This is a genomic window from Azospirillum sp. INR13 (assembly GCF_015390205.1).
GTDB lineage: Bacteria > Pseudomonadota > Alphaproteobacteria > Azospirillales > Azospirillaceae > Azospirillum.
This window is the reverse complement of record NZ_VUOI01000019.1, coordinates 18216-30238: the sequence shown is the minus strand read 5'-3', so window position 1 is coordinate 30238 and position 12023 is coordinate 18216. Positions and strand designations below refer to the sequence as shown.

15 protein-coding genes, 4 tRNA genes and 1 pseudogene are annotated in these 12023 nt (G+C 64.0%); 9 read left to right on the top strand and 11 right to left on the bottom strand.

The genetic code is table 11. From position 1 onward, the window contains the following. Positions 1-99: 99 nt before the first annotated feature. From rplL to F1643_RS14560, 10 genes and pseudogenes are all read right to left on the bottom strand, one after another. Positions 100-477: a 50S ribosomal protein L7/L12 gene (gene rplL, locus F1643_RS14605; protein ID WP_012973196.1), complete on the bottom strand. Its 378-nt coding sequence runs from the start codon at positions 475-477 to the stop codon at positions 100-102. 58 nt (positions 478-535) lie between these two features. Further along, positions 536-1060 carry a 50S ribosomal protein L10 gene (rplJ, locus tag F1643_RS14600; protein WP_014246881.1) on the bottom strand — a complete coding sequence of 175 codons (525 nt, stop codon included), beginning with the start codon at positions 1058-1060 and terminating at the stop codon, positions 536-538. A gap of 305 nt (positions 1061-1365) precedes the next feature. Beyond that, the gene (rplA, locus tag F1643_RS14595; protein WP_149225502.1) at positions 1366-2079 is read right to left on the bottom strand and encodes a 50S ribosomal protein L1; all 714 of its coding nucleotides are present in this window, start codon (positions 2077-2079) and stop codon (positions 1366-1368) included. A 4-nt stretch (positions 2080-2083) separates the two neighbouring features. Then, positions 2084-2518: a 50S ribosomal protein L11 gene (rplK, locus tag F1643_RS14590; RefSeq protein ID WP_014246878.1), complete on the bottom strand. Its 435-nt coding sequence runs from the start codon at positions 2516-2518 to the stop codon at positions 2084-2086. Positions 2519-2678: 160 nt separating this feature from the next. Then, positions 2679-3209: a transcription termination/antitermination protein NusG gene (gene nusG, locus F1643_RS14585; protein ID WP_014246877.1), complete on the bottom strand. Its 531-nt coding sequence runs from the start codon at positions 3207-3209 to the stop codon at positions 2679-2681. 3 nt (positions 3210-3212) lie between these two features. Next, positions 3213-3410, bottom strand: a complete 198-nt coding sequence (gene secE, locus F1643_RS14580; RefSeq protein WP_014246876.1) for a preprotein translocase subunit SecE — start codon at positions 3408-3410, stop codon at positions 3213-3215. Positions 3411-3497: 87 nt separating this feature from the next. Next, positions 3498-3573: transfer RNA gene (locus F1643_RS14575), tRNA-Trp, on the bottom strand. A gap of 192 nt (positions 3574-3765) precedes the next feature. Then, positions 3766-4955 (bottom strand): annotated as a pseudogene (tuf, locus tag F1643_RS14570) (elongation factor Tu). An 80-nt stretch (positions 4956-5035) separates the two neighbouring features. Further along, a tRNA-Gly gene (locus F1643_RS14565) sits at positions 5036-5109 on the bottom strand. A gap of 62 nt (positions 5110-5171) precedes the next feature. Further along, a tRNA-Tyr gene (locus tag F1643_RS14560) sits at positions 5172-5257 on the bottom strand. Between the two features lie 321 nt (positions 5258-5578). Here F1643_RS14560 and rlmB point away from each other — a divergent pair. From rlmB to F1643_RS14535, 5 genes are all read left to right on the top strand, one after another. Beyond that, positions 5579-6298 carry a 23S rRNA (guanosine(2251)-2'-O)-methyltransferase RlmB gene (gene rlmB / locus F1643_RS14555; RefSeq protein WP_255542815.1) on the top strand — a complete coding sequence of 240 codons (720 nt, stop codon included), beginning with the start codon at positions 5579-5581 and terminating at the stop codon, positions 6296-6298. Between the two features lie 85 nt (positions 6299-6383). Next, a tRNA-Thr gene (locus tag F1643_RS14550) sits at positions 6384-6459 on the top strand. Positions 6460-6593: 134 nt separating this feature from the next. Beyond that, positions 6594-7022: a DUF6538 domain-containing protein gene (locus F1643_RS14545; RefSeq protein WP_194913930.1), complete on the top strand. Its 429-nt coding sequence runs from the start codon at positions 6594-6596 to the stop codon at positions 7020-7022. Next, positions 6940-8370 (top strand): site-specific integrase, encoded by a 1431-nt coding sequence (locus F1643_RS24925; protein ID WP_194913929.1) that lies wholly within the window; start codon positions 6940-6942, stop codon positions 8368-8370. The genes F1643_RS14545 and F1643_RS24925 overlap by 83 nt, the downstream gene beginning before the upstream one ends. A gap of 57 nt (positions 8371-8427) precedes the next feature. After that, positions 8428-9138, top strand: coding sequence for a recombinase family protein (locus tag F1643_RS14535; RefSeq protein WP_194913928.1), 711 nt, complete (start codon positions 8428-8430; stop codon positions 9136-9138). A gap of 84 nt (positions 9139-9222) precedes the next feature. Here F1643_RS14535 and F1643_RS14530 read toward each other — a convergent pair whose 3' ends face one another. Continuing rightward, complete coding sequence (locus tag F1643_RS14530) at positions 9223-9381, bottom strand: hypothetical protein (protein WP_194913926.1); 159 nt, start codon at positions 9379-9381, stop codon at positions 9223-9225. A 333-nt stretch (positions 9382-9714) separates the two neighbouring features. On the opposite strand from F1643_RS14530, the gene F1643_RS14525 reads away from it, so the two are divergent. The 4 genes from F1643_RS14525 to F1643_RS14510 all read left to right on the top strand — a co-directional run bounded on the left by F1643_RS14525 (position 9715) and on the right by F1643_RS14510 (position 11998). Further along, the gene (locus tag F1643_RS14525; protein ID WP_194913925.1) at positions 9715-10590 is read left to right on the top strand and encodes a hypothetical protein; all 876 of its coding nucleotides are present in this window, start codon (positions 9715-9717) and stop codon (positions 10588-10590) included. A 39-nt stretch (positions 10591-10629) separates the two neighbouring features. After that, complete coding sequence (locus F1643_RS14520; RefSeq protein ID WP_194913923.1) at positions 10630-10965, top strand: hypothetical protein; 336 nt, start codon at positions 10630-10632, stop codon at positions 10963-10965. 235 nt (positions 10966-11200) lie between these two features. After that, a complete protein-coding gene (locus F1643_RS14515) occupies positions 11201-11461 on the top strand; it encodes a hypothetical protein (RefSeq protein WP_194913921.1) in 261 nt (86 codons plus the stop codon). Between the two features lie 3 nt (positions 11462-11464). Continuing rightward, positions 11465-11998, top strand: a complete 534-nt coding sequence (locus F1643_RS14510) for a hypothetical protein (protein ID WP_194913920.1) — start codon at positions 11465-11467, stop codon at positions 11996-11998. Positions 11999-12023 lie beyond the last annotated feature (25 nt).

The window sequence follows — 12023 nt, the reverse complement described above, 5'->3', positions numbered from 1 at the left end:
GGTCCGGCGGAAGGCAGAAAACGCCGTGCAGCGGCCGGTCCCCTGGGGGACCGGCCGCCGTCCGGCGTGGAACTGTATGATCCGTAACGCAACAAGGTCTTACTTAATATCGACCTTGGCGCCGGCTTCTTCAAGCTGCTTCTTGATCTTGGCGGCCTCGTCCTTCGTGGCGCCTTCCTTGACCGGCTTCGGAGCGCCCTCGACCAGGTCCTTGGCTTCCTTCAGGCCCAGGCCGGTGATCGCACGGACTTCCTTAATCACGTTGATCTTCTTGTCGCCGGCATCGGCGAGGATCACCGTGAACTCGGTCTGCTCTTCAACCGGAGCGGCAGCGGCAGCGGCCGGGCCGGCGGCGGCGACGGCCACCGGAGCGGCGGCGGAGACGCCCCACTTCTCTTCGAGGAGCTTCGACAGCTCGGCGGCTTCCAGGACGGTCAGGGCCGACAGATCGTCGACGAGCTTCTGCAGATCAGCCATGTTACTACTCCAAACGACTTGAGTTCTGGGGATGGAAAAAACGAGTGACTAGGCCTGGTTAGGCCGCCGCCTCGTCGTCCTTCTTCGCGTAGGCAGCAAGCACGCGGGCGACCTGGCCGCCCGGAGCCTGGAGAACACCGGCGATACGGGTCGCCGGGGTCTGAATCATGCCCACGAGGCGGCCACGCAGTTCGTCCAGCGACGGGAGCGAGGCGAGGGCCTTGACCCCCTCCGCGTCCAGAATCTGGGTGCCGAGGCTGGCGCCGACGATCTTGAGCTTCTCGTTGGTCTTCGCGTAATCGGCCACCACCTTGGCGGCCGCAACGGGATCCTTCGAGAAGGCGATCGCCGTCGGTCCCTTGAAGAGACCGTCCAGACCTTCGAACTGCGTCCCCTGAAGGGAACGACGGGCGAGCCGGTTCTTCGTCACTTTGAAGCTGGCGCCAGCAGCCCGAACCTTCGCACGCAGGTCGGTGACTTCCTTCACCGTCAGGCCCAGATGGTGGGTGACCACCACCAGGCCCGTGTCCTGGAGCTTCGATTGCAGAGCCGCGATCGTCGCTTCTTTTTGTGTACGATCCACGGATCGCCTCCTTGCACAGAGGTGTACATGAACCCCCTGCCCTCGCGGGCCGGAGGTCCGGCGAACCTGTCCCAGAAGTTCAAGCCGTTCCTGATCCGGTGGCCCGCCTTGACGGGATCCGGAATGGTCAACGGGTTCAACTCCTGTCTGCGCCGGTGAATTTTAAGCCCTCACCTTCCGAAGAAGGAGCGGACACCTGCGGTCTCGGACAGGGGTGGGTGGGCGTTCCACCGGAGCAAGCCCCCTTGGATCATCCACCCGGTCGCCGCCGGCACCCTGGGGCACCGGCGGCGAAAGACGGTCGATTACGCCGCAGCGCCGGCCGGAGCCGACACGCTGGCGAGGTCGAGCTTCAGGCCCGGGCCCATGGTCGACGAGAGCGAGACCTTCAGCAGGTACTGGCCCTTGGCGCCGGTCGGCTTGGCACGGGTGATGGCATCGACGAAGGCGCGGATGTTCTGGACCAGCGCCTCTTCCGAGAAGCTGACCTTGCCGACGCCGGCGTGGATGATACCGGTCTTCTCCGCACGGAACTCCACCGCGCCGGCCTTGGCGGCCTTGACGGCGCCGGCCACGTCGGGGGTCACGGTGCCCAGCTTCGGGTTCGGCATCAGGCCGCGCGGGCCGAGAACCTTACCGAGCTTGCCGACCACGCCCATCATGTCGGGCGAGGCGATGCAGCGATCGAAGTTGATGTTGCCGGCCAGGATCTGTTCGGCCAGATCGTCGCCGCCGACCACGTCGGCGCCGGCGGCCAGAGCCTCATCGACCTTGGCGCCACGGGCGAACACCGCCACCCGGACGGTCTTGCCGGTGCCGTTCGGCAGGTTCACGACGCCGCGGACCATCTGGTCGGCGTGGCGCGGATCGATGCCGAGGTTCATCGCGATCTCGATGGTCTCGTCGAACTTGGCCTTCGCGGCACCCTTCACCAGAGTGACGGCCTGTTCCAGCGAGTAGAAGGAGTCGCGGTCGACGTTCTTGTAGGCGTCGGTTAGACGCTTGCCCAGCTTCGCCATAGGATCAGCCCTCCACCACTTCGAGGCCCATCGAGCGGGCGGAACCGGCGATCATCGTCGCGGCGGCGTCGACGTCGTGCGCGTTCAGGTCGACCATCTTCTTCTGGGCGATCTCGCGGATCTGCGAGGTCGTGACCTGGCCGACGAAGCCGCCCTTGCCGGGGGTCGTCGAACCCTTGTCCTTGCCCGAAGCCTTCTTGAGGAAGTAGCTCACCGGCGGGGTCTTGGTCACGAAGGTGAAGGTGCGGTCGCCATAGGCGGTGATGACCACGGGAATCGGCATGCCGACTTCCAGGTCCGCCGTCTTGGCGTTGAACGCCTTGCAGAACTCCATGATGTTCAGGCCGCGCTGACCCAGCGCCGGGCCGATGGGCGGCGACGGGTTGGCCTTGCCGGCCGGGACCTGCAGCTTGATGTAACCGACGATTTTCTTCGCCATCTCACAACCTCCTGGGACGACGCGTCACGCTCTCGACCGGCTGGTCCGGCGCTGCGTCGCGGGGTTTTGCGGTTCGGCCATGGCGAGCCTCCCGCAACAGAATGGAGCCACCGATGCAAGCACCGGCAGCTCCGACACGAAACACTTTGGAACCTTGCGCTCAGATCTTTTCGACCTGCGTGTATTCCAATTCGACCGGCGTGGAGCGGCCGAAGATCGAAACCGCCACCTTGAGGCGGGACTTCTCTTCGTCGACTTCCTCGACGACGCCATTGAACGAGGTGAAGGGGCCGTCGCTCACTCGAACCTGCTCGCCCACCTCGAAGGTGATCGAGGGCTTGGGGCGCTCAAAGCCTTCCTGCACCTGATGGATGATCCGCTCGGCCTCGCGCTGGGAAATCGGCTGCGGCTTGCCGCCGCCACCCAGGAAGTCCGTGACCTTCGGCGTGTTCTTCACCAGCGACCAGGATTCGTCGGTCAGGTCCATCTTGACGAGGACGTAGCCGGGGAAGAACTTGCGTTCCGTGTTGATCTTGGAGCCCCGGCGCACCTCGACCACTTCTTCGGTCGGGACCAGGATTTCCTCGAACTTGTCTTCCAGACCCTTCTGAGCCGCCTTTTCGCGGATGGCCTGGGCGACCTTCTTTTCGAAACCGGAATAGACGTGAACGACGTACCAGCGCGCAGCCATGTCTTAGCCTCCCAGCCCAAGGATCAAGCGAACGGCAACCGCCAGCACCTGATCGACGACGAGGAAGAACAGGGCGGCGAGCACGACCATGACGAACACCATGGCGGTCGTGATGCCGGTTTCCTTGCGGGTCGGCCAGGTGACCCTGGCTACCTCGCGGCGGACCTCGCGCGCGAATTCTGCGGGATTGACTTTAGCCATCGTGCGAACCGTGCGAGCTCCGAAGCGACTGTGAAGGGCGCCGCTTTTACCCTAACCGTTGTTGAGACGGCCGTTATTGGGACGGGATGGCAGGAGTGGAGGGGCTCGAACCCCCAACCCCCGGTTTTGGAGACCGGTGCTCTACCAATTGAGCTACACTCCTATCTCCGTCCGGCCACACCCTTCGGCGTGGGACGCCGCTTAAAGCATTCTTTCAGCGGCGGTGTCAAGGCCTTTCGACCCGACTTTCGGAAGAACTTTTCAGAACGGCTTTCCGGAAGCCCAACCGTACTCTTCGCGCAGATAAAACTCCCCCGCCGAACCGAAGCTCGGCGGGGGAGGCAGGCTTATAGCATCACTCGACGATCTTGGCAACGACGCCGGCGCCGACGGTGCGGCCGCCTTCGCGGATAGCGAAGCGCAGGCCTTCGTCCATGGCGATCGGGGCGATCAGCGCCACTTCCATTGCGACGTTGTCGCCCGGCATCACCATCTCGACGCCTTCCGGCAGCGAGACCATGCCGGTCACGTCCGTCGTGCGGAAGTAGAACTGCGGACGGTAGTTGGTGAAGAACGGGGTGTGGCGACCGCCCTCTTCCTTCGTCAGGATGTAGGCTTCGGCCTTGAACTTGGTGTGCGGGGTGATCGAACCCGGCTTGGCCAGAACCTGGCCGCGCTCGACGTCCTCGCGCTTGGTGCCGCGCAGCAGCGCGCCGATGTTGTCGCCGGCCTCACCCGAGTCGAGCAGCTTGCGGAACATCTCGACACCGGTCACCGTCGTCTTCACCGTCGCCTTCAGGCGACGATCTCGACTTCGTCACCAACCTTTACGATGCCGCGCTCGACACGGCCGGTCACCACGGTGCCGCGGCCCGAGATCGAGAACACGTCTTCGATCGGCATCAGGAACGGACGGTCCTTCGGACGCTCCGGCTGCGGGATGTACTCGTCGACCGTCTTCATCAGCGCCAGAACGGCGTCGCGGCCGATCTCCGGCTGACGGTCTTCCAGGGCGCACAGAGCCGAGCCCTTGGTGATCGGAATGTCGTCGCCCGGGAACTGGTAGGAGGACAGAAGCTCGCGAACTTCCAGCTCGACCAGCTCCAGCAGCTCCGGATCGTCGACCATGTCGACCTTGTTCATGAACACCACCAGCGCCGGAACGCCGACCTGGCGCGCCAGCAGGATGTGCTCGCGGGTCTGCGGCATCGGGCCGTCGGCGGCCGACACGACCAGGATCGCGCCGTCCATCTGGGCGGCGCCCGTGATCATGTTCTTCACGTAGTCGGCGTGGCCCGGGCAGTCGACGTGCGCGTAGTGGCGGTTGGTCGTCTCGTACTCGACGTGCGCCGTCGAGATCGTGATGCCGCGCGCCTTCTCTTCCGGCGCCTTGTCGATCTGGTCGTAAGCGGTGAAGGTGGCGCCGCCGGACTCCGCCAGCACCTTCGTGATCGCCGCCGTCAGCGACGTCTTGCCGTGGTCGACGTGGCCGATCGTGCCAACGTTGCAGTGCGGCTTGTTCCGCTCAAACTTTGCCTTCGCCATCGCTTTGGTCTTTCGTTCCCGACGTTCCGGACGCACACAATGGCCCGGCCGAGATCGGTTTTCCGTGGCGCACGCGGGATTGGAGCGGGTGAGGGGAATCGAACCCCCGTCGTAAGCTTGGAAGGCTTCTGCTCTACCATTGAGCTACACCCGCAAGCATCCCGCCGGCGCGACCGTCCGGGGCAAACGCGATCACGGACAAGCCGTGGAAAGTAGTGGTGGAAGGGGCTGGATTCGAACCAGCGTACGCATACGCGGGCAGATTTACAGTCTGCTGCCTTTAACCACTCGGCCACCCTTCCAATCCGCGGCTTGGCAGTGCCCGCCGCGGAGTTCGGCAATATGCGAATTTTTCAGACCTTGTCAACACGGGTTAAGCGGTTCACACCAGAAAAAATTCGGCCGCTGTTTCCGGCGGCCCCCTCCCCTCCTTCGTGGGTACCATGACGCGCTCAAAACATCCGGGTTCCGGCCGCCAGTCCGACAAGCATTCCGTCCACGCCGCGGGTACCCCGCGGGCAACCGCTCCGCGGCAGGAGCAGGCGGACGAGGGGGCGCGCACCCGCCGGGGCGGGTCGAAAGGCAATCGCCCGCCGCCCGCGCGCGGAGTCATTCTGTATGGCTTGCATCCGGTCGCCGCGGCGTGGACCAACCCGGAGCGGCGCATCCACCGGCTGCTGGCCACCGAATCCGGCCGGGCCGCGCTGGAGCCCGCCTTCGCCGCCGCGCGCGCCCAAGGGCTGCAGCGGCCCGAGGCGTCGATCGTCGACCGGACGGAGTTGGACCGCATGCTGCCGGCCGGCGCCGTTCACCAGGGCATGGTGATCGACGCCTCCCCCCTGCCGGAAGTGGGAATCGAGGATCTGTGCAACGAGTTGGCGGATGAGCCTTCGGCGGTGATCGTCGCGCTGGATCAGGTGACCGATCCGCACAATGTCGGCGCGATCCTGCGCTCCGCCGCCGCCTTCGGAGCCCGCGCGGTGGTGGTGACCGAACGTCATGCGCCGGAGACCACCGGCGTACTGGCGAAGAGTGCGTCGGGCGCCCTGGAGGCGGTGCCGCTGGTGCGCGTCACCAACCTGGCCCGCGCCCTGACCGATCTGCAGCAGAACGGCTTCTGGGCGGTCGGGCTCGCCGAGTCGGGTGCATCGACGCTGGCGAAGCTGGATATGACCGGCAAAACGGTGCTGGTGATGGGGGCGGAGGGCAGCGGTCTGCGCCGCCTGACCATGGATCGCTGCGACACCATCGTCCGGCTGCCCACCGGCGGCCCTGTCGGCAGCCTCAACGTATCCAACGCCGCCGCCGTCGCCCTCTACGAGGTCGCCCGCCTGCGCGAGTGAGGGGCGTCGCTATCGCCGTCATGGGCAAGTGCTTGTTTACGCGGAAAAGGGACGCTAAGGTGTGCGTCCCGCAAGCGTCGGGTGCGCCGGATTAGCTCAGCTGGTAGAGCAGCTGATTTGTAATCAGAAGGTCACGGGTTCAATTCCTGTATCCGGCACCATACCGCCCTAAGCCCCTGTAATGGCTTAATCTTTCGGGTTAGTTCCACCCTTCCGGCCTTAGGTCCACGCAACAGGTCCACCGGAGGGGTCCACGGCGGCGGCAGTGGCATGATGGACACACAGGATGTCTGTCGTGCCCAACGCCTTTCTCCGGCTCCGAGCTGGCCGCTATCTCTTCCGTCGCCGCATTCCCGACGATCTCGTTTCCCGGTTCCGGCAGCGGGAGCTAATCCGCGTTCTCGGCCCGTTGACAAAAGCGACCGCCCTGCGGCAAGCCCGACGCCTTGCCGTTGTCGCCGATCAACTGTTCGCCATGGTCAAGAACGATCCCACCCTCTCCCCGGAGCAAATCGCCAGTCTCGCCCGGCAGTGGTTCGCAGACGCGCTCGCCGAGTTCGAGCGGGAATCGGCGGCGCAACGGCTCGACGATCCCGACGATTTGGAGCGTGTTGTCCAGCGCGCCCGCGACCGCGCCGAAGGTGCGGCGGACCTACTGCGGGCGCAACGATATCGCCGTTGCGAGCGGGTCCGCCGTTGCTCTGCTGGCGCAGCATGGGATTGATGCCTCCCCCGATTCGCCGACCGTCGTCGAACTGGCGCGCGCCCTTCTCCGCGCGGCGGCAGAGGCAGCGCGTCTCGGCGTCGCGCGCCTGGAAGGCGACTACAGTGCCCGCCCCGTCGATCCTCTGTTCGCCAGCGCCGAGACACTCCCTGCCCCGGCTCCCACGCCAGCGCCAGCGCCAGCGCCAGCAGCGCAGAGGAAGAACGACCAGACGTTCAGCAAGGCGTTCGAGCGGTACAGCCTGGAGAAGCGGGCAGCCAACGCATGGCGGCCAGCCATGGACATCGACGCGCAGGCAACGGCCAGCATCTTCATGGAGATTGCGGGCGACCGTCCATTGAGCCAATACACGCGCGCCGATATCGGCGAGTTCGTCAGCGCACTCCAGCGCCTGCCAGCGCACCGGACGAAGCGCCCGCGCTTCAAGGGCAAGAGCGTCGTCGAGCTTGTCGCCCTGGCCGACACCGACCCGTCCATTGAGCGCATCTCGCCCGTGACGGTCAAAAAATACGCGACGATCCTGTCAGCCTTCTGGGGCTGGACGGTGGACCGGGGTCTAACCGATCAGAACATCGCCCGCGCGGCATATATGAAGCCCAAGCGGACGATCCGCCGGAATCAAGAGCGGGACGCCTGGGGCGTCGAGCAACTCCGCACCCTCTTCAACGCCCCAATCTGGCGTGGCTGCAAGGGCACGACCCGTCGCACCGAACCCGGCACCCAGATCATCCGCGATGTAGATTGGTGGCTCCCGGTGCTGGCGTTGTTCCACCCCTGTCGCCTGGAGGAACTCGCGCAGCTTCGCGTCGCCGACATCCGGGAGGAAGGAGGTATCGCCTACCTCGACATCCACGCGAGCGACGACGACGAAGATGGCGACACGCCCGCTCGACGGCTAAAGTCTGCTGCCGCCATTCGGCGGGTGCCTGTCCACAAGACCGTGTTGGAGCTTGGCTTCTTGGATCTCGTGGCAGAGCGTCGAGCCGCCGGGATCAGGATGCTCTGGCCGGAACTCAAGGCGGGCGGCGCGGCCAACAGGTTGAGCTTCGACTACTCCAAGCGGTTCGGTCGGCTCCGGCGGCAACTCGGTATCGAAGGACCGGACTTCCATTCATTCCGCCACACCAGCATTACCGCGCTGGTCCGTGCCGAAGTGCATCCCGACATCGTGAGCCAGCTATCCGGCCATGAGATTCCAGGCGAACGGGGCCGGTACAGCAAGGGTGCGGAGCTACCAGCACTCAGGCAGGCTATCGACGCCATCGCATACGACGGGATTGACGCTGAGTTCATCGGGAGCCGGAGAGGGATTCCAGGCGCGAATCTCTCCGATTCCAAAAACGCATAACGAGACAGTCGAGCCAACCATTACACTTCATCGCAACACACGTAACGATGAAGTGTAATGGTGACGGTCATGGTCAAGGCGGGCATGAAGGTCGTGAGCTATCTCCGCGTCTCCACCGACCGACAGGGCCGTAGCGGCCTTGGCATTGATGCGCAGCGCGATGCAATCCGCAGGTTCATCGAATCGTCCGGCGGTTGGCCGCCCGTCGCCGAGTTCGTTGAGACTGAATCAGGTCGCAAGACCGACCGTCCCCAGCTTGCCGCCGCTCTGGCCGCTTGTCGCGTCCACCGGGCGACGCTGGTGATTGCCAAGCTCGACCGACTGGCGCGCAATGCGGCCTTCCTCATGAAGTTGATCGACTCGGGCGTCGATGTGCTGTTCTGCGACCTGCCCTCAATCCCTGCCGGTGCCGCCGGGCGCTTCATGCTCCAGCAGATGGCCGCCGTTGCCGAGTTGGAAGCGGGCTTGATCTCCGAACGGACGAAAGCCGCCCTGGCCGCCAAGGTCGCCCGTGACGGACAGTGGAACCGCAATGCCGCCCATCACCTTGTTGCGGGAGCCGGCCAGAATGCCGCCGCTGCCGCCGTGAAGTCCAAGGCCGCCCAACTGGCCGCTGACCTCCTTCCGCTCATTGAGACGATCAAGGCTGCCGGCCATACCTCCTTGCGCCAGATCGCCGAGGAACTGAATGCCCGTAGTATCCCCACGGCACGGGGCGGCCAGTGGAGCGCAACGCAGGTGCAGCGCGTTCTACAGCGCGTCGCATAGGCGCGTCACCCCATCCCCGGACATGACAAAGGCGCTGGCCGAATGACCAGCGCCTATTTCCTATTCCCCGGTTACTGCCGGTTATCACCCTTCGTCGGGGATAGGTTTCCAGGCGGTAATCTCGACCTCTCCGGCCCGTAGGGCGTATGGCATCACGCCTTCCGTCAGCATGACCGCGACAAGCTCTTGCGCATCATCCGCAGAGAAATTGTCAAGGGCTAAATCGTTAAATTCGATCCGCACTCGCATTGTTCCGCTCTCGAATGAAAAACGAATCCCATTCTTCCATCACAAAGAACATTTTAAGTCAATAGAAAGTATACATCCTCATTTTCCGATGATGTACCGGAACAAGACATCAACTTGTCATTCAGCGATGAATGATATGGGAGGCCATCAAAAAAAAGACCCACCCCCTTCAAATCGAGTGGGGTCCGTCTTGTTCCTGCGCAAATTGTTTCGTTAACTGTGTGGCCTTGACGGAGTTCTTCCGACTTCCCAAAAGAATAAGGCCGCCGACGTTAGCGCGTCGGCGGCCTTGGGGTAGCAGAGGTTCTCAATGGTCGCGAGGAGAATATGATCGGTCTGGGTCGCCGTTTCAAGGGGAAATCTCTGGCAGTTATCGACACGATGTCGCCGGAGGAGACATTTAACCTATTGATGGAATACGCATTTTTCCATCAGCCGCGAACCAGATCAGTATGTAGGCGAAGCAAGGCCACTTCTTATGATAGTTTGGCAATTACAAAGCTAGTTTCGTTCCTTACTCCAAAGCGGCTTAACTTCCGCTTCAAGGATGCTGGCAAGGGCTTCAAGCTCGGCATTCTCGCGAATCTCATCGGCTCCGAACTCGACGCCTGGGATGGCGCTTTCATCACGCTCAACGATGTCGAGCTACCTGAGCGGCTCCCGCTTCATGTCGAGGCGCTGGCGAAAGTGTGGCGACGCTGGACGGGCGAACCGCTCGCCTATGTTGCCGTCATCGCCAGCACTCCCCGGCCCCATCTGCATATCCTCTGCCGGATCGCACACGATCACCCGGCAATGCCCAAGCTGCGGCGCTGGGTCTACGATCACGACCAGCGCCCGAACCTCTCCCAACCGCGCAATTACCCTCTCGGAGCGGTCGGCGGGCTGCTCTACCTCGTCAAGCATGTCATCGACGGTGCCCGGCTCATAATCGCTCGCGGCCAGCTTCGCGCCGACCTGGAAAGCCACGCCCGGCGACTGGCCGCAGAAGCCCGCCATATTCATCAGGATTCATTCGGCGAGCGTCCGGCTCCCGACCTGCCCCCGAACGCCCAGACCCCGCCCAGCGGCCAAGCCAGCGCCCGAACGCTGCCGGCCCCTACTCCGGCTCCGGCTCCGGCTCCGGCTCCGGCTCCGGCTCCGGCTCCGGCAGCACGCCCTAACACGAATGCGCAAGACCTCGATTTGCATTTTTTTCCGTAATTACGGCAAAATAGCTCAAGATGATCTTGGAGTTATTCAATGCCAAGGAAGAAGATCTTCAACTCAATCGAAGCATTTGCGATCCGCCGCATGTGGGTCTGCTTCCCTACCTTCTCCGCAGAGGACATCGCAGCGATGTTCGATTGCAGCGCAAAGACGATCACCCAGATCGTCCGGGGCGTTGCGCGGTCGAACAGCCTCGATACGACGAAGCTGTTGCACGACCTCTACCGCGCTTACCGGCGGGATATGGAAGAACTCGGGGAGACCCCGAAGGATTTTCAAGCCGCCCTAAGGGAAGTGCAATCCATCACCAGCCGGTTCGCTCTCCGTCTCGGTTCTCAACTGTCTACCGTTTCAGGAGTTCCCCAATGAGTTCTTTTGACAAGGCCGGTTTTGTGAGCATCGACGAATGGGAGGCTGCCCGACAGCTTTTCCGACAGGTCGCAGCCGGGACGGCCACCGACGACGAACGCTATGAGTTCGAGGCGAACTATCGCGACCGCTGGCAGCGCTGGCAGCGCCTCCGCACTGCCGAGCTTCGACAGGTCGAATCTGCGATGGCCGACGCGGCGCACCATCGAACCCCGAACAGGACGCCAACCGCGCCATGCTGGACGCCATGCGTGCGAGCCGAATCCCGAAGTTCACCAAGGCACCGAAGGACGCGCCCATCACCGGGCGGCAGCGGACCCACATCGCAGGGCTGGCGCTCGACGATCCGTTCGTGACGACCTTCAGCGGCTCCGACGCTACCGCCGGCCCTGCCCGTGGCGTCGCCCGCATCGCCAGCGCGCTGGATCATGAGCAAGCGATTGCCCAGACCACGCGCGACGCCATGGTCGCCGCCCTGGGACGTTCCGGGGGCTAACCCATGGCGTTCAGCACTCGCCGAGACACCAGCAAGCCCGGTCTGGCCGGCATCACCGACGATATGTGGTCGGCGCTGGCCGCCGGGCGGACCACGGTCGGCGAGCTTGCGGACCTCGCAGGCGTCAGCCCGGCGGCAGTCAGCAAGTTCCGCCGGAAGCGCGAGCGGGCAGGTAGTGGGGGAGCTTCGGCTCCCCCTTCCGCATCTCCAGCACCGACAGCATCGGCGGCCAGCGCACCGAGCGGCACCCTCACGCCACCGGACATCCTCAACGATCCGGCCTCGCTGGCGACCTCCTACGCGATGCACGCCCTCCTTCGCGCCCACGACGCGCTCGCAGCGGGCGGACTGTCGCCCAGCGCGATCCGTGCGGCGACCATGGCGGGCGCTATTGCGCTGGTCGAACTCCGCCGGTTGGGCGTGCTGGCGGAAGGCAGAGACACGGGCGCACCGGCGGAACTAAAGATCACCGTCATGAGCGACGAAGAGGCCGCCGAACTGAAGGCCCGGAAGGTTGATCTTGGAGAAGAAGAATAATCATGATCGAACTTAAATAGCACTC